Origin of the sequence: Rhizobium sp. S96, assembly GCF_030382195.1 — a bacterium.
Lineage (GTDB): Bacteria > Pseudomonadota > Alphaproteobacteria > Rhizobiales > Rhizobiaceae > Rhizobium.
Genome location: NZ_JAUDRY010000003.1, coordinates 146313 through 161601, shown reverse-complemented (window position 1 = coordinate 161601; position 15289 = coordinate 146313). Strand labels below are relative to the sequence as shown.

19 protein-coding genes and 1 tRNA gene are annotated in these 15289 nt (G+C 59.7%); 14 read left to right on the top strand and 6 right to left on the bottom strand.

The window, feature by feature from the left end:
• Positions 1–3: 3 nt before the first annotated feature.
• From QTL94_RS01710 to QTL94_RS01670, 9 genes are all read left to right on the top strand, one after another.
• Entirely contained in the window at positions 4–477 is a 474-nt protein-coding gene (locus tag QTL94_RS01710) for a UPF0262 family protein (RefSeq protein WP_289800364.1), read from the top strand.
• Positions 474–959 carry an arsenate-mycothiol transferase ArsC gene (locus tag QTL94_RS01705; protein ID WP_502944093.1) on the top strand — a complete coding sequence of 162 codons (486 nt, stop codon included), beginning with the start codon at positions 474–476 and terminating at the stop codon, positions 957–959. Before QTL94_RS01710 ends, QTL94_RS01705 begins: the two co-directional genes overlap by 4 nt.
• A 118-nt stretch (positions 960–1077) precedes the next feature.
• Positions 1078–1296 carry a translation initiation factor IF-1 gene (gene infA, locus QTL94_RS01700; protein ID WP_003545338.1) on the top strand — a complete coding sequence of 73 codons (219 nt, stop codon included), beginning with the start codon at positions 1078–1080 and terminating at the stop codon, positions 1294–1296.
• Positions 1297–1352: 56 nt separating this feature from the next.
• Entirely contained in the window at positions 1353–1973 is a 621-nt protein-coding gene (locus tag QTL94_RS01695; RefSeq protein WP_065689452.1) for a Maf-like protein, read from the top strand.
• A gap of 30 nt (positions 1974–2003) precedes the next feature.
• On the top strand, positions 2004–2213 hold the full coding sequence (gene yacG / locus QTL94_RS01690; protein WP_065689453.1) for a DNA gyrase inhibitor YacG: 210 nt from the start codon (positions 2004–2006) through the stop codon (positions 2211–2213).
• Between the two features lie 182 nt (positions 2214–2395).
• Positions 2396–2471: transfer RNA gene (locus tag QTL94_RS01685), tRNA-Phe, on the top strand.
• A 129-nt stretch (positions 2472–2600) separates the two neighbouring features.
• Positions 2601–3110: a hypothetical protein gene (locus QTL94_RS01680; protein WP_289800363.1), complete on the top strand. Its 510-nt coding sequence runs from the start codon at positions 2601–2603 to the stop codon at positions 3108–3110.
• Between the two features lie 130 nt (positions 3111–3240).
• Entirely contained in the window at positions 3241–3501 is a 261-nt protein-coding gene (locus QTL94_RS01675) for a hypothetical protein (protein ID WP_065690206.1), read from the top strand.
• A 187-nt stretch (positions 3502–3688) separates the two neighbouring features.
• Positions 3689–3874 carry a hypothetical protein gene (locus tag QTL94_RS01670; RefSeq protein ID WP_289800362.1) on the top strand — a complete coding sequence of 62 codons (186 nt, stop codon included), beginning with the start codon at positions 3689–3691 and terminating at the stop codon, positions 3872–3874.
• Between the two features lie 38 nt (positions 3875–3912).
• Here the strand turns inward: QTL94_RS01670 and QTL94_RS01665 are convergent, their stop codons facing one another.
• On the bottom strand, positions 3913–4155 hold the full coding sequence (locus tag QTL94_RS01665; protein WP_289800361.1) for a hypothetical protein: 243 nt from the start codon (positions 4153–4155) through the stop codon (positions 3913–3915).
• Between the two features lie 230 nt (positions 4156–4385).
• Between QTL94_RS01665 and QTL94_RS01660 the strand changes: the two genes are divergently transcribed.
• Positions 4386–4790, top strand: coding sequence for a hypothetical protein (locus tag QTL94_RS01660; protein WP_065689456.1), 405 nt, complete (start codon positions 4386–4388; stop codon positions 4788–4790).
• Positions 4791–4841: 51 nt separating this feature from the next.
• Here QTL94_RS01660 and QTL94_RS01655 read toward each other — a convergent pair whose 3' ends face one another.
• Positions 4842–5048, bottom strand: a complete 207-nt coding sequence (locus QTL94_RS01655; RefSeq protein WP_065689457.1) for a hypothetical protein — start codon at positions 5046–5048, stop codon at positions 4842–4844.
• 244 nt (positions 5049–5292) lie between these two features.
• Between QTL94_RS01655 and QTL94_RS01650 the strand changes: the two genes are divergently transcribed.
• Together QTL94_RS01650 and QTL94_RS01645 are read left to right on the top strand one after the other, a co-directional pair.
• Positions 5293–5721, top strand: a complete 429-nt coding sequence (locus tag QTL94_RS01650) for an OsmC family protein (RefSeq protein ID WP_065689458.1) — start codon at positions 5293–5295, stop codon at positions 5719–5721.
• 158 nt (positions 5722–5879) lie between these two features.
• Positions 5880–6776, top strand: a complete 897-nt coding sequence (locus QTL94_RS01645) for a DMT family transporter (RefSeq protein WP_065689459.1) — start codon at positions 5880–5882, stop codon at positions 6774–6776.
• A 5-nt stretch (positions 6777–6781) separates the two neighbouring features.
• On the opposite strand, the gene QTL94_RS01640 is transcribed toward QTL94_RS01645, so the two are convergent.
• The 3 genes from QTL94_RS01640 to QTL94_RS01630 form a co-directional block, all read right to left on the bottom strand.
• Positions 6782–7804 (bottom strand): polysaccharide pyruvyl transferase family protein, encoded by a 1023-nt coding sequence (locus QTL94_RS01640; protein ID WP_244499407.1) that lies wholly within the window; start codon positions 7802–7804, stop codon positions 6782–6784.
• Between the two features lie 45 nt (positions 7805–7849).
• The gene (locus QTL94_RS01635) at positions 7850–9349 is read right to left on the bottom strand and encodes a lipopolysaccharide biosynthesis protein (RefSeq protein WP_289800360.1); all 1500 of its coding nucleotides are present in this window, start codon (positions 9347–9349) and stop codon (positions 7850–7852) included.
• A gap of 61 nt (positions 9350–9410) precedes the next feature.
• Positions 9411–10328, bottom strand: a complete 918-nt coding sequence (locus QTL94_RS01630) for a glycosyltransferase family 2 protein (RefSeq protein WP_289800359.1) — start codon at positions 10326–10328, stop codon at positions 9411–9413.
• A gap of 618 nt (positions 10329–10946) precedes the next feature.
• On the opposite strand from QTL94_RS01630, the gene QTL94_RS01625 reads away from it, so the two are divergent.
• Complete coding sequence (locus QTL94_RS01625; protein WP_289800358.1) at positions 10947–11987, top strand: glycosyltransferase family 2 protein; 1041 nt, start codon at positions 10947–10949, stop codon at positions 11985–11987.
• A complete protein-coding gene (locus QTL94_RS01620; protein ID WP_289800760.1) occupies positions 11987–13687 on the top strand; it encodes a hypothetical protein in 1701 nt (566 codons plus the stop codon). Before QTL94_RS01625 ends, QTL94_RS01620 begins: the two co-directional genes overlap by 1 nt.
• On the opposite strand, the gene QTL94_RS01615 is transcribed toward QTL94_RS01620, so the two are convergent.
• Positions 13688–15244 carry a VOC family protein gene (locus QTL94_RS01615; RefSeq protein ID WP_065690207.1) on the bottom strand — a complete coding sequence of 519 codons (1557 nt, stop codon included), beginning with the start codon at positions 15242–15244 and terminating at the stop codon, positions 13688–13690.
• Between the last annotated feature and the right edge of the window lie 45 nt (positions 15245–15289).

Genomic DNA, 15289 nt, shown 5'->3' with positions numbered 1-15289 from the left:
GGGATGGCAAACGGCGCCTTCCGGCTTTGCGACGTCGTACTGGACGACACCATCGGCCGATCGACGCCCGATGTCGAGCATGAGCGCGCCGTTGCGATCTTCGATCTCATCGAGGAAAACAGCTTCACTCCGATCGGTCATGACGGAGGGCCCTATCGGCTGAATATCTCGTTGGTCGAGTCGAAGCTTGTGCTCGCCATCACCACGGATGGCGGCGATCCCGTCGCCACGCATATTCTGTCCCTCACGCCGTTTCGCCGGATCGTGAAGGACTACTTCCTGATCTGCGAAAGCTACTACGAGGCGATCCGTTCCGCGTCGCCCAGTCGTATCGAGGCGATCGACATGGGGCGCCGGGGCATCCACAACGAGGGCTCGCAAACACTGAAGGACCGGCTGAACGGCAAGATCGATGTGGATTTCGATACGGCGCGCCGGCTTTTCACGCTCGTCTGCGTTCTCTATTGGCGCGGATGATCGCCATGGAAACGGTGATCGGCCAGAACGAGGAACGGCAGCTGGGAGCCATCCTCTTCATGTGCGGGCTCAATGCCATCCGCTCGCCGATGGCCGAGGTCATTGCCCGCAGCATGCTGCCGGCGAATATCTATGTCAGGTCCGCCGGCGTTCGTGCGGGCGAGCGCGATCCTTTCGTGGATGCCGTGCTGGATGAGGTCGGCTTGTCTCTTGGCCGTCATCACCCGAAAACGCTTGAGGAACTGGAAGACGATTATTTCGACCTCATCATCACGCTTTCTCCGCAGGCCCATCACGCCGCGCTGGAGTTGACCCGTGCCAATGCCGTCGACGTCGTCTACTGGCCGACCATGGATCCGACGGTGGTTCAGGGAACGCGTGAGCAGATTCTCGATGCCTATCGAGGGGTGCGCAATCACCTCAGCGACATGATCGAGACCCGATTGGCGAGAAGAAGCGGCATTGCCGCGCAATCCGCATGAAACAAATGACAGAAACCCGATCAATTAGGTTCACAAACCTCCCTTGATTGTGTAGTTTCCGCCCAAATTTTGAGACGGCCGCTGCCGTCACATCAACCGACAGGAAGAAAACCCTTATATGCCTAAAGAAGAAGTCCTCGAATTTCCGGGAATCGTGACCGAACTTCTGCCGAATGCGACATTCCGCGTGAAGCTCGAGAACGAACACGAGATCATCGCCCACACGGCCGGCCGCATGCGCAAGAACCGCATCCGCGTCCTGGCGGGCGACAAGGTTCTCGTGGAAATGACGCCTTACGACCTGACCAAGGGCCGTATCACCTACCGCTTCAAGTAGGCTTGATCTGAAGCTCGAAAGGCTGTTGCTCCCGTCTTGCCGGTTGTCGAGGTTCCATGGCGCTGAAATATAAGCTCATTCTGGCTTCCGGCTCTCCCCGCCGCGTCGACCTCCTCAATCAGGCAGGTATCGAGCCGTCGCGCCTGATGCCGATGGACATCGACGAGGCGCCGAAGAAGTCCGAGCATCCGCGCTCGCTGGCGCGTCGACTTTCGACGGAAAAGGCCGAGGCGGCGCTTGCTGCCATCAAGGGCGACATGACCTGGAAGGGCAGCTACATCCTTGCTGCCGATACCGTTGTCGCCGTCGGCCGCCGTATCCTCGGCAAGGCCGAATTCGCCGACGAAGCGTCTGCCTCGCTTTACCTTCTCTCCGGCCGCAGTCATTGGGTCTATACGGGCGTCTGTCTCGTGACGCCCGACCGCAAGGTTCGCCAGAAGATCGTTGAAACGAAGGTGCGTTTCAAGCGTTTGTCCGGTTTCGAGATCGAAAACTACCTGGCCTCCGGCCAGTGGCGTGGCAAGGCCGGTGCTTATGGCATCCAGGGTCTGGCCGGCACCTTCGTACAGAAGATGGTCGGCTCCTACACCAACGTCGTCGGCCTGCCGCTTTATGAAACCATTCTGCTTCTGACCGGCGAGGGCTTTGACGTCCACAGCCGGTGGCCCGAAGGCTGAGCCGACGGGCACAAACCCGGAGGACCGATCATGTCTGAAGAAAAGAGCATCGGCGCCAAGATCGAGCCGCTACGCAAGGCGCGGCCGTGCCCCGAGTGCGGCAAGCCCTCGCATCGCGAACACTATCCCTTTTGCTCGAACCGCTGTCGCGAACTCGATCTCTCGCGCTGGCTCACGGGCTCCTACGCGATCCCCGTTGCCGACGATGAGACCAAGGCGGAATACCCCGACGAGGAATGAGTCGGTTTTCCACGACGGGAAGCCATTAAATTTGCTCATGAATTTGGAAAATTCACAGGCCTGTCAAAAAACTCGCATTTGACGCTTGCCATGGCCGAACAAGATGTTATAACCCCGCTCGCTTCCGGGGAAAACCAAGCCCCTGCAGATCTCGCCAGCGAGAAATGTATCGAAGCAGGTAAGCCCAGATAGCTCAGTTGGTAGAGCAGCGGATTGAAAATCCGCGTGTCCGTGGTTCAAATCCGCGTCTGGGCACCACTCTTTCCTCGTGAAATTCGAAACATTACCTCGACGCTGCACACCCCACAGCTTGAAGCCGTTTGCCGTGTCCTGTCTTATCTGCGAATCAGCTAAACTGAGTCAGGGAAAGACACGGGGAGGGGTATGATGAAGACTGGATTCAGGTTCGCATTCTCGATGGTTATCGCGGTCGGTCTTTCGACTGTCGCGTCCGGTGCAGCTCAGCTTCCATCCTATTGGCGCAAGAGCATGACGAATGACCCCGCGACCAACTATTTTGTCGCCCAATCGATGAAGCCGCTGGCCAGCGCTGATGCCCAGGCGTTGCGGGTCGTCAAGCTCGCCAGCATCGCCGGGGAGCAGTGCAAGAGCTCCGCCGTCAACAGGAAGGCTCTGCAAGCCTATAAGACCCAGGTGGGCTACGCTAAGATCAAGGGCAAGGCCTATGACGATCCGACCTTCCTTGCCGACGACAGCTTCAAATATTTCGACAACGGAGCGCTGGCGCATCTCTGTGCGGGAACCGATTACCTGTTCGGACCGGAAGGGCATCTCGCCCCCGGCGTGGTGAGGCCTGGCAAGGGGCTGCCGAAGGCTTCCTACGATCCGAAGAATTCCTATGTCCGCGTGTCGCCACTGGTGAAGAAGCCGCTTTGACACAGGCTGTGGCTTGATCCGCCATGGCAACGCCATCTGCTGACGCCGGTGGCGCAATCATGATATGCAGCGGTCCGGAGCGGGACGTTTCGATTCCGCATTCACGGTTGAGCAAGAAAAGCAAAGCAACATGGCCAAGAAAGAAAAACTCGAGCACTCCGAACTCGCGGGTGAGTTCACCGAAGACGATGTGACGGTCCTTGTCGATATCTTTCGGCCGGCTGGAACCAACGGTGACTGGAAGATGGAGGTCATCACCCAGGATGAGGACCTGATCGAGTGGGAAGAGACATTCCCGACCGATCGCGAGGCGTTCGACGAGTTTCTCGCCACAGTCGCACGCGATGGAATACGTACGTTCCTCGACGACACGGATCCGTCGGTCCATTGACAGCCTCTTTCGTATTTGCGCCATTCGGTCGCAAATAGGCCGTGAAATGTCGCCGCTGGGGCACCCAGAACATGAAATGAAACTAAAGTACGCGACTTCGAAAGAATAGCGCGCGTAAAACGCGCCGGGAACAGCGCATATGAAAGCGTCGGAGTACAGAGCCGCAGTCGCGGTCCTCGGACTGACTATGGCTGCCATAGAAGAACTCTTCGGAGTGGATCAGTTGACGAGTCGTCGATGGGCTTCAGGTGAGCAGGCGGTGCCGCGCGCCGTGGCGCTGTGCCTGTTGCTGATGGTATCGACCGCGACATCGATCAGTCAGGCGCGAATCCTTGCTGACGGCGTGGATACCGAACTCGCGAAATCAGCGTAGCGCCGGCGTCTTCAGCAGCCGTTTGTCTGAGGCTCTGCCTAAGCTGTTTTCAGCATCTTCTTCAGAACGTCGAGCAGGGCTGCGGAATCATCGTTGGCGACGCAGACCTGCAGGCGGTCTTCAGCAAGATACAGGATCGCCTCAAGACTTTCCCGCTCGCTCCAACCCGAGGCGACCGATGCCGTGACAAGATCCTGGAAAGCAAACTGCATAGCGTCCTGGCAACGAATATCCCGGTCGGGGTCGTCGGCGGTGACGAACGGTTTGTAGATGTCCCTCATTTCGCTTCTCCGCGAATATGCTGAACGATGAGGGTAGGTCACAGAGTTTAAGAAAGTGCTGATGAGCCACCCTGTTCTGTCCGGAGGCAATGACAGCCTTGGGCCTTGATCGGTCGCAAGGTTTGTCCGATATCGCTCCAGTATTCAGCCAGAAATGCGAGCGATGTTGTCTCTTCTAAATTAGCGGAGTCGGTGATAGTACTCCTCGGGGGAAATGGAGGGGAATATCGATGCCACGTGTTTCGCAGCTATACTTCAAGACCGCGGTAATTTTTCTGATCGTCGGTATCGGCATGGGGCTGAACATGGCGATCTCTCAGGATCACAGCGTCATTGGCGCTCATGCACACTGTAATCTCTTGGGGTGGGTGACGATGGCGCTCTTCGGCGGCTATCATGCGCTCAATCCCCGCAAGGCTGAGCGGCGCATCGCGATCATCCAGTACTGTGTCTATACCGCGGGCGTGACGCTCATGGTGCCGTCCCTGTATCTGATGCTGCTCGGCAATGCGGCCATGGAGCCGATCGTCGGCATTGCATCGGTGATCACCCTCGTGGGCGTTCTGCTCTTCGCCTTCATCATTTTCTCGAGCGAGGAAACGGTGGTCACGCCACGGGCGCAGCCCTATCGCTGAAATCTCACCTGAGCTACCGGTGCTCGTTTGGTCGAGCACCGCCGATCGGTGTCAGTGCACGATCTGAATGCGGATCTGTTCTCTCGTCGCGTAAGTGTGGCAGTCGCTTAGGGCGTCGCCGACAAAGATCACGTCACCGTCGGAATCGAACAGGCCCCAGCAGGGTTCATCGTCAACGTAGACTTCACGGACATAGCCGAACGGCTCTGCTTCAAGAAGGACGTTGGGTGCAACAGCAACAGCTTCAAGTGCTCGCATGGATGGCTCCAATGAGTCGGTTCTGTATTAGTGCAGACTCATATTGCCCTGCGAAGCTGGAGCAGGGCTATCCTGAGAAATAGGGATAGGGAACTGGGATTGACGATCCGCACCTAGGTCGGCGCGAATCGCTGTCGACGTGTATTTCTGTCGTCGGCACAACTTCATAGGCCGCCGCGACCTCGTTGCGTGTCGTGCGCGAAGTCCCTATCTAGAGTGGCCGTACTCATCAAAGGAATCGTCCATGGCCGATCTCAAGGCTCGTCCCCGTCCCGTTGGCTCCACTGCCGTTCTCGGCCGCACCGGTTTTCCGCATGTCACCACAGCCACCAAGGGTGAGCTCGATATCGTGACTGGCCCCTCTCAGCCCGGGTTCAATCCGCTGGACCTCCTCTATTCGTCCCTGTCCGCCTGCCTTGTCCTGAGTGCGCGCATGGCTGCAAGCCAGCTTGGTGTCCTCGACAAGATCACGCTGATCACTGCCGATGTGACCGGCGAGAAGGCCACGGAAGGGCTTTCGCGGGTGCAGAAGTTCAACATTGCCTTCTCCATTCAGGGTGAAATCGACGAGGAGACTCGTCTGAAGATCGCTCATGCGGCCGAAGACGAAATCTGCACCGTCAGCAACACGATCCGTGGCAACCCCGAGTTTTCCACCGTTATCTCCGGGTGATCGATGCTTTTTTGCCGCGACGACGCAGAAAACTGTAGGGCGCTATCGGTTTTGCCTGCGTTTGTCGCTCCTCGGCTATTCTCCCGCTGAGACATCTGCTAACCGGCTGCGAAATGCCGCCGGGTGCAACGGGAGCGGCGCGGAAAGCATCGGAAAACATGTCACAGGCCTCCAGCGTCGCCGTCCAGTCCTCGCCGTCAAACCGCTTTGCGCTTGCCGCCCTGATCTTGGGAGGGGCGGCGATCGGTGGCTCGCCCATCTTCGTGCGCCTGTCGGAAGTCGGCCCGATGGCAACGGCCTTCTGGCGCGTGGCCCTCGCGCTGATCCCGATCTTCGCGTTCTCGCTCGCCAAGCGTAAGGATGCGGGGCCAAAGCCCGAGAGGCTCTCCGACTATGGCCTTCTCATCCTGCCGGGCGTCATTCTGGCCATGGATCTCGCGGCCTGGCACTTGTCGATCACCATGACCTCCGTGGCCAATGCGACGCTGCTTGCCAATCTCGCTCCCGTCTTTGTCACCGTTATCGGCCTTCTGTTCTTTGGCGCGGCCGTTACACGCGTCTTCGTGCTTGGCCTCGCGCTCGCGCTTGCCGGCGTCGTCATCCTCAAGGGTGGACCTGCAGCGCTCGGCAACGGCGACCTCAAGGGAGACGGTGTGGCGGTGGTCGCGGCCATATTCTATGCGGGATACATTCTGGCGATCGGAAAGCTGCGCAGCCGCTTCGATACGACCCGCATTATGCTGTGGAGCACGGGCGCGGCGGCCGTCTGCGTCTTCCCGCTCGGCTTCTTCTTTGAAGATCACATGCTGCCGGCGACGGCCTATGGCTGGGCAATCGTTTTCGGGCTGGCCTTCGTCAGTCACGCCAGCGGGCAGGTGGCGATCGCCTATGCGCTTGCCTATCTGCCGGCGGCATTCTCGTCGCTCACGCTTTTGCTGCAGCCTGTCGTGGCGGCGATCCTGGCCTGGGTCGTGCTGAGCGAGCCGATCGGGCCGATGCAGGCTCTGGGCGGCATGGTGGTTCTCGCCGGGATCATGGTCGCCCGGCGAGGCTGACGGGATCAGGCGACGGCGGCCTGCTCGACCCGGCGTGCATCGAGAATGGTGAGCGCGTCGTCGACGGTCGAGGCGAGCGCTGCCTTGGCGCCATTGCATGTGCCCCAGGCCTCGATAAAGCCACTCGTCTTCCCATAGCTATTGTCGAGCACGCAGTGGTCGGCGCCGATGAGAACCGACATGATGTGCCCGTGCATGCGGTCGGTGATGACTTGCCGCGCGGAGCTCAGCAGCTCCACGCCACGATCGAAGCGCTGCTGCGCCCGCTCGCGATAGGCAAGTTCGGTCATCCGTGCCCGCCCGCCGATACGACCGGTCATCAGGCCCTTCAGGATCGCGGCGTGCTTCGTCTGCCGCTGGAAGTCAGCGGGATCGTCGGTCCAGTCGGACTTCACCGTGCCGGGACGCAGCGTTGCCGCTGTCAGATCCTGTGCACCGCCGACTTCGACGTCGTCGCGAAGGTTCAGCAGAAGTTCGTGCTGCGGCGTGCCGAGCTTTACCGGACCGATGCAGAACGCCATGTCAGGGCACATGCGGACTTCGCATTGGAACCACAGGCGCGCGAATTCGAAGCTCCGCTTGTCGCGGACGAGCAGCGTGAAGTTGCCGTGCTTTTCAATCGCGCGGGCCATGCTGTCGATGTTTTCCTGCGACCGGAACTGGATCGTCTGCGGCATCTGCACGATCGGACGGCCGCGATATTCGCTGAGCAGCCGTTCGCGGAACGGGCTGTAGTGTGGCCAGACATCGCCGAAATTGCCGCCACCGTTGATGAAGATGCGCCCGTGCCCGATCGCCGCGTTCATGCGATCGCCGTCGAAGGTCGACATTTCGCTGACATAGGATGGCCGCGTGCGATGTCGGTCGAAATAGGCGAGCGCGCCGAGCCAGATGGCGCTGTCGCCGATGTTCGTGTGGTTCGGGAAGTTGAGCAGCGCGAAGCGTTCAGAAGGATCGAAAAGGTCGGCGTGGCAGGCAGTGATCAGCCCCTGCAGGCGGTTGATCGTCGCATTGTTCGATTCAGGCACGGAAGGCTCCTTGTGTCGGTGACAAGAGGTCTGCATGGGACGCGCTCATGTGCTCTGCGCGTCGGCCTGTCGGCGGGACGGCAGCAGCGAGAGCGCGAGTGCGATGTAGGGGCGAATGGCCGAGCGGCCGAATGTCGGCAGAAAGGCACCGTAGATAATGGCGCCAAGGCCGATGCTGAGCGCCAGCGACAGCCAGCGGTTTGCAACGTGAGCGACGATGACAGGATGCGCAAACCAGACGCAGACCGCCATCAGGGCTGCACCGCAGAAGGGCACGGCAACAGCCTTAAAAGTGCTCTTCGCGTCGATGTTGGCATACTTGCTCAGAACATACTGCTGGTAAGGCATCGTCAGCCATGCGCGCAGCGTGTAGCCGGCGGCCACGGCGACGACACCGTAAGGCACGAGCAGCCAGGTGAGCACCAGCGTCGCGGCAAGCTGAAGCGCCGCGACCGAAAGGATCGATTCCGCCCGGTTGACCGCCGACAGAGCCGAAGATGCAAAGAAGTTCATCACGAACGGCACCGACATCAGAACCAGCACCGTCGCGATATCGCCGGCATTGCCCCACTTGTCGCCGAAGAGCAGCGCGATCATGTCGTTGGACAGCGCGCCAAAGCCGAGAAGCAGGGGAATCGTGCCGAGAGCAGCCGCGCCGACGATCTTGTTGTAGGCATTGCGGAAGGCCACGCGGTCATTCTGCAGCCGTGACAGTGTCACCAGGGCGACGCTTCCGATCGGTGCGAGGACGGCCTGTCCGATGAGTTCGATCAGCCTCCAGGCGATGCGATAACGGCCGACTTCGACCGGGCCGTACCAGCGCGAGATGAAGATGTCCTGGACGCGGGCGAGAAGCATCCACATCAGCTGCGTCACGACAAGGCTGATGCTGAAGAGGAATACCGAGCGAAACAGTGGAACGTTGAAGCGGAACTTCGGCATCCAGGGATACGAGACCCAGCCGAGCAGAACGGTAACGACGGCATTGACGGCCGTTTGCGCGACAAGCGCCCACACACCCCAGCCGAGCAAAGCACAGACAACAGCCGTTGCGCCGGAAAGCATGCTGGCGGCAATTGCCTGGCCTGCCAGGCTCTTGTGGCCGAACTCGCGCGCCAGGCGCGCATTGTGGATCACCGCGAGCGAGGAAACCGGCAGCAATGGTGCCAGCCAGCGCAGGATGCCCGCAACCGACGGATCGCGGACGAGGTCGCCATAGTAAGGCGCAAACACGAAGACAACGGCGGCGACGATGGCACTGAAGGCGATGGTCGCCCAGAATGCGGTGTCGGCCAGCTCCTCGTCGAGATCGAGCTGGCGCGTGATCGCGTCCCCGAGGCCGGCATAGGCAAGGACGCGACCGATCTCGACGAACAGGCTCGCCAATGCAAAAGTCCCGAAATCGCCGGGACCGAGAATGCGCGCAAGAACGACAAAGATCACGAAGGTCGCAACCGTACTCCAGGCAACGCGGATGACCGACCAGAGGACGGAGAGCGCGGTTTTCTTCTTCAGGTCGGCGTGGGCAATTGCCGTATCTGCCATTCATTGTCCAATCGAATAGGCGCGGAAAAGCGCGCATTGATCCCGTGGGAAACGGGGCCGATTAAGCGGGTCGCTGTGTCTTCTGGCCGCGCCAGTAGGCGAGCATGCCGGTGAGGTTGTCACGAAGCTGGCTGCGATAGGTCAATCCCAGCTCGTCGCTGAGCTTGCGCCGGCCCACGGCTTCAAGAACCGCTTGGCGGATATCCCAGCGCAACATGCCTCGCATGTTGGAGCGGCGATCGAAAAGATATTTGGCGTATAGCGCGCCGTTGCCGAACGCGTAGCCGCTCTGCAGCTTCTTCACGTCGCCAAGCTCGCGGCGGCCATGAAAGTGCTTCACGGCGAAATCCGGCAGATACTCGACGCGAATACCGGCGTTGAAGGCGCGATGCACATAGTCGGTGTCCTCGCCCGAACGAAATGGGGAGCCCGCACCGAACCGGGTATCGAAAAGCCCAACCTTGTCGATCAATGTACGAGGGAAGGCCATGTTCGCGCCGTGGATAAAGCCGCCGGCGTGAAGGTCGCTGGTGAGCGTCGCGGGCTCGAGTTCCGTTTTGATCGTCACCGGCAGGTCGCGCGCGTCGCCAAGCTCGATCCGGCCACCGCGCATGATTACCTTGCTGTCGCCGGCAAAGAGGGCGGCGACCGTGCTGAAATAATCAGGAAAGAGTTCGCAGTCGTCGTCGGTGAAGGCAAGGATACGACCCGCGGCGGCTTTCATTCCGGTGTTTCGCGCGACGGCAAGGCCAGGCGTCGCCTCATAGATGAGATTGGTCTTCAACGGCGCGTTTGCTGCCCATTGGCGCACGACATCGGAGGTTCCGTCACTGGAACCATTGTCAACGAAGACCAGTTCCAGCCTCAAATAGCTTGCCTGGCGAGCAGCAGCAGAAACGGCATCCAGGCAGTTCGTCAGTCCATATGCCCGATTTCTCGATGAGATGATCAGGCTGATATCCACGGGCTGAGGAGGCATTCAATTTCCCCTTCTGCGATCGATGTTGAAGCGAGGATAGGGCGCATATCCGGCTTCGGCAAGGCACATTTTGCGTTGCAACAAAACAGTACAGAGGGTTGAAAAACCAAAAGAATGTGGTCATTTCTTGTTTGAAGGATCTGACAAGAAAGTTCAATGATATATGATGTGAATAAATCTCATGATTGAATTCTGTTGTGTAGCATAATGTGATCACAAAGAATGGGTTAACTACTTTGAAAATAAAACTTTCGGATTGAGTTTGCGGAAAATACCGTAATTTCATTTAATGAGAGATCATAAAGTAATAAATTTCAGAATTTGTTCTTTGTTGATGGTTTGGCCGCGGCGAGGTTGCATGGGTTTGTCCGTTTGGCGTTTTGCTGCAAAGCAGCGCAGATCGTATTTCGCGACAGACACGCAATCGCCACCATCCGAATGGCCCGCCCACGGCTTCAATATTTGCCGATCCGCACCCAAATTCGCGCTGTCGTCATACTAGAATAGAGACGACGACTCGCCTCGCAGCGAGAACGTTAAAGGAGGTTTGACGTTTCACGGATACGCTCTTGGCCGAATCACATAGGGGTGTCTGCCTTGAGGACGTCGCTTCAGCCCATGCTTTCAATCGTCGCGCCCTGCCACAACGAAGAGGAAGGCCTGGCGGAATTCTGCCGTCGTGCCGTGTCAGCGGCTGATAGCGTCGCTGGCGGGGCCTTCGAGATCATCCTTGTCGATGATGGTTCGACGGACGGCACTTGGGACGTGATCGCCAGCTTGGCCAGAACGATACCTGAGATCGTGGGCGTGCGGCTTCTGCGCAACCATGGCCACCAGCTTGCGGCGACTGCCGGTCTATCCGCCTCGCGAGGCGAGCGGGTACTTCTCATCGACGCCGATCTTCAGGATCCTCCTGAATTGTTGCTGATGATGATGCCGATCATGGATCGCGGCGCGGATGTTGTTTACGCGCAGCGGACGCGGCGAGAGGGCGAGACCTGGTTCAAGCTGGCCACGGCATCGGTCTTCTATCGCCTTTTGTCGCGCCTCGCCTCGGTGACCATCCCGCGCGATACCGGGGATTTTCGCCTCATGAACCGTCGCGTGGTCGATATTCTCCTGTCCATGCCGGAGCGTGACCGGTTCATTCGCGGCATGGTCAGCTGGATTGGCGGGCGTCAGGTTGCCCTGCCTTACGAACGGGACGCGCGTTTTGCGGGTGGCAGCAAATATCCAGTGGGCAAGATGATCGGTCTCGCAATGGACGCCATCACCAGCTTTTCAACGACACCGCTTCGTATCAGCACTTGGCTAGGTATTGCCACTGCGGGCGTCGCGATGATGCTTTTTGCCTATACCCTCGTTCGGTGGGTCGCCGGAGAAACGATCGTCGGTTGGTCCAGTATCATGGCTGCGATCACGGCCTTTAGCGCCATCCAGCTGATCTGTATCGGCATCATTGGCGAATATCTGGGTCGCCTCGTCCAGGAGAGCAAGCGGCGGCCGATGTTCATGATCGAGACGATGGTACGTGGCGATGCATCTGCCGAGTTCGAGACAACCTTCGCCGACATGACGGCAAAGGAGAGGCGCGAAGCCCTGGCCGCGGCCTTCCCGGATCGGGCGTCGTCTGTGCTTGCGGCCGGCAAGCCCAGGTGATGGATCAGGTGGCGCACAAACCCGAGCCGGTCGCTAGCGACAACGCTCCTGTGGTCAGTCAGAACTCTACACCGTTCATCGTCGCCTATATCGCGTTTGTCGCGCTGCTTGTGGCGGCGTTCAAGTTTCCCCCGCTGCTCGATTACCCCAATCACTACGCGCGCATCTGGCTGCTTTCGGGAGGCATCTCGGAACAACCGTTCCCGCAGATCTACTCGATTGACTGGAACCGCACGTTCACCAACGTCGGCATCGATCTGCTGGCCTACTGGATCGGGCCGATCGTCGGCCCGTCGTTGCTTGCAAGGTCCTTGCTCTTCCTGGCAATCATATTGCCGCCGCTGGGCGCAATCACTTTGCACCGTCGTCTGTTCGGCCACGCCTTCTACTGGCAGATCGCCATCCTCTATCTGTCGTGGTGCTCGACGATAGTCGGAGGGTTTCTCAACTTTCAGATCGGCCTCGGCCTGGCGCTGTTCCTGGCGTGCGTTGATGAACGCCTGCAGGCCGGAAATCCATTCGTGCTCTTTGCGTGGCGAATGTTCGGGTCTCTGCTGCTGACCGTCACGCACATCTTCTCGCTCGGTTTCTACATCGCGCTTGTCTGTGGGCTGGAGTTTTCCTGGAGCTTTGCAATCCTGCGCTCGGGGAGGGCCCTGGCGCGGCTTGCGGTGCGTCTCGCGGCCGTTTTCACTGCCTGTGCGCTTCCGGCCGTCGCGCTCTTCTTGAACACGTCGAATTTGCCTGGCGTCGAAGGAGCCGGGCTTCAAGCGATCTGGAACGACAGCGTCCCGGCGTTGTTCATCAACATCATATCCGCCGTCTCGACCTATGTGCCGACAGTGGATCTGAGCTTCGTTACCGTCGCCACTATTGTGCTCGTTTTCGCTCGTGTCGGTGCTTCGCAGTCCGGAAAGCAGGGTGTCCATGCCGGCCTTTCCATAAGCGCTTCGGGACTATTCATCCTTGCCTGTCTCTCGCCGCTCCATGCACTCGGAACGGGATGGATCAGCTGGCGCTTCCCCATCATGGCGGCGCTAGTTGCAGCAGTCATGGTGTGTCCCTTCACAGTGCTAAATCGCCGACAGGCAATGTGGCTCTTGGTAGCGTTGGGAATCGTCGTTTTTGGCAGGACGGGATGGATCGGCTTCAACTGGTGGCATAGCCAGAAGGATGTTGCAGCCATCGAGGCTGTGCTGGTGTCCGCTCCGCCGGGCTCAGCGATCATGCCGCTGAAGCGTGAGCCCGATCCGGCGCATCTGCCGCGCAATTCGCGCTATTATTTCTGGCAGGAAGACACCTTCCGGCACCTGCCGACCCTGGCCGTGCCGCTGTCGCATGCTTTCGTTCCAACGGTCTTCACGGCCATCGGCAAGCAGCCACTACGAGTATTGCCCCCGTGGTCGGAGATCGCGGTGCCTGAGGGAAATCTGCTGTCGCTCAGTGTGTTGATCTGCCCTGCCGTGATGGCGCGCGATACGACCTATACGCCCTATCTCCGGGATTGGCGAAACCGCTTCGATTTCGTCCTCGTCGTCAACGCCGACACGCCCGACAGATATATTGGAGACGTGGTACCCGCCGGGCTGAAGCTGGTCAACGACGGCGGCTTTGCAAAACTCTACGCGATCGACAAAACTCTACCGGCCGGCGAGCCGGTGCCCGCCGGATGTCCGGCGAGCCTCACCGGCGCTGAATAATCAGCGCTCTTCTTCGGTCAGCCACTTGCGGATCACCGGGATATCGTCGTCCCCGAGATCGTGACCGGTCGGGATCACACTCGAATCGACTGTCGCGCCGGCGCTCTTGAGCCGGGCTTCGAGGTCGCCGGCATATCTTCCGTAGGCGTCCGTCTTGCCGCTGATAACGAGCAGGTCGGTTCCGGTGAGATCGGCATGCGGAAACGTGCTCAGCACCGGCATGGAGCGCAGAAGGACGGCTTTGTGAACGAGGTTCGGGTGAAGGTAGAGAAGTGAGTTCAGGAGGTTCGCGCCGTTGGAGTAACCGACATAGACGAGCTTCTTCGGGTCCAGCCCGTACGACTTCACGGCGCCGTCGATGAAGGCGGCAAATGCTTCGGCCTCGCTCTTGATGTCCTGCTGGTCGAAGGAGAAGGGCGTAATGCGCTTGTACCAGCGCGGGATGCCTTCTTCGGTTGCGCGTCCGCGCACACCGAGCAGGGTTGCGCGCGGCGCGACCTTATGCAGGAGCGGCATGAGCGTCGTTTCGTTCCCACCCGATCCGTGCAGCAGCACCAGCACGCTGCCGTCGGGGTCCGGCGGGGTATAGAAGCGATGGACGAACGGCAGGTCGCGATAGTTGACGCGCGGCTCGCCGGGCATCGAAAACTGCGGCAGGACGACCTTGAGATCCTTGAGATCGGTGATGGCATCCTTGGGGACGAAGAGCTTTGTGCCAAGCGTCGCTGTCGGCTCGTCGACGCTCATGCCGGGTTTGTCGGTGGCAAGCTCGATCAGGGTGCCACCCGGCTCGCGAACGTAGAGCGAGCGAAAGTACTTTCGATCATGAAGGTTGGCGGCCGGTGCGTCGGTGGTCTCCAGGGCCTCGTAAACCCCTAGCAGGGCCTCGTCGTCGGCTGCCCGAAAGGCGACATGGTCGAATGTGCCCGTGCCCGGCGCGCCGGACCAGAAGCCCTTGGCGTTGCGGACATCGATGACATCCCCGGCTTCGGAGACAAGGCGGTCGATGTTGCCGCGATTTGCCTGGAAGCGATAGCCGAAGTGGCTTTCCACGAAGCTCCGGCTTTCCTCGGGCTTTTCTGTCAGCATCGTCGCGCCGCGTATCCGTTGGACGGCATGTTCGATCGGCACGCCTGCGCCGTCCCAGACAGAAGGCGATCGCAGATCCCGGGTTCCGGCGAGCTTGACGATGATATTGTCAGGGTCCTTCAAGCGCAGCACCGGTTCGCCGAACTCATCCGCGGGGCCTTCGGCGCGAACACCGAAGCTCATCGACCGCGTCAGCCAATAGCCGATGCTGGCCGGATCGATGGCGAGGGAGAGCTCGTTGACCTGGCCGTAGCCGGCTCTGCCGGGAGATCCATCCTCCCAGACCAGAAAGGTCACCAATGAGCCCGGCGTGCCTTCCTTGTCGCCGTAGAACAGATGGAGCTGCGTCGCATCCTCGAACCCGGCGGTCTGCTTGACCAGCCTCATGCCGAGGAAGCCGGCATAGAAATCGACGTTTGCCTGAACCTTCCGGGTGATGAGAGTGATGTGATGAATGCCAGATACCATCGAATGCAGTCCGGATTGAAAGGGGGAAATAAAGAGCGCCAGAAT

Bases quoted from the DNA above. Each gene is read 5' to 3' on its own strand.
- infA (WP_003545338.1), top strand. From the start codon at position 1,078: ATGCCTAAAGAAGAAGTCCTCGAATTTCCGGGAATCGTGACCGAACTT.
- QTL94_RS01675 (WP_065690206.1), top strand. From the start codon at position 3,241: ATGGCCAAGAAAGAAAAACTCGAGCACTCCGAACTCGCGGGTGAGTTC.
- QTL94_RS01615 (WP_065690207.1), bottom strand. From the start codon at position 15,244: ATGGTATCTGGCATTCATCACATCACTCTCATCACCCGGAAGGTTCAG.
- QTL94_RS01635 (WP_289800360.1), bottom strand. From the start codon at position 9,349: ATGGCAGATACGGCAATTGCCCACGCCGACCTGAAGAAGAAAACCGCG.
- QTL94_RS01630 (WP_289800359.1), bottom strand. From the start codon at position 10,328: ATGCCTCCTCAGCCCGTGGATATCAGCCTGATCATCTCATCGAGAAAT.
- QTL94_RS01670 (WP_289800362.1), top strand. From the start codon at position 3,689: ATGGCTGCCATAGAAGAACTCTTCGGAGTGGATCAGTTGACGAGTCGT.
- QTL94_RS01625 (WP_289800358.1), top strand. From the start codon at position 10,947: ATGCTTTCAATCGTCGCGCCCTGCCACAACGAAGAGGAAGGCCTGGCG.
- QTL94_RS01680 (WP_289800363.1), top strand. From the start codon at position 2,601: ATGAAGACTGGATTCAGGTTCGCATTCTCGATGGTTATCGCGGTCGGT.
- QTL94_RS01655 (WP_065689457.1), bottom strand. From the start codon at position 5,048: ATGCGAGCACTTGAAGCTGTTGCTGTTGCACCCAACGTCCTTCTTGAA.
- QTL94_RS01660 (WP_065689456.1), top strand. From the start codon at position 4,386: ATGCCACGTGTTTCGCAGCTATACTTCAAGACCGCGGTAATTTTTCTG.
- QTL94_RS01620 (WP_289800760.1), top strand. From the start codon at position 11,987: ATGGATCAGGTGGCGCACAAACCCGAGCCGGTCGCTAGCGACAACGCT.
- QTL94_RS01665 (WP_289800361.1), bottom strand. From the start codon at position 4,155: ATGAGGGACATCTACAAACCGTTCGTCACCGCCGACGACCCCGACCGG.
- QTL94_RS01645 (WP_065689459.1), top strand. From the start codon at position 5,880: ATGTCACAGGCCTCCAGCGTCGCCGTCCAGTCCTCGCCGTCAAACCGC.
- QTL94_RS01695 (WP_065689452.1), top strand. From the start codon at position 1,353: ATGGCGCTGAAATATAAGCTCATTCTGGCTTCCGGCTCTCCCCGCCGC.
- QTL94_RS01650 (WP_065689458.1), top strand. From the start codon at position 5,293: ATGGCCGATCTCAAGGCTCGTCCCCGTCCCGTTGGCTCCACTGCCGTT.
- yacG (WP_065689453.1), top strand. From the start codon at position 2,004: ATGTCTGAAGAAAAGAGCATCGGCGCCAAGATCGAGCCGCTACGCAAG.
- QTL94_RS01705 (WP_502944093.1), top strand. From the start codon at position 474: ATGATCGCCATGGAAACGGTGATCGGCCAGAACGAGGAACGGCAGCTG.
- QTL94_RS01710 (WP_289800364.1), top strand. From the start codon at position 4: ATGGCAAACGGCGCCTTCCGGCTTTGCGACGTCGTACTGGACGACACC.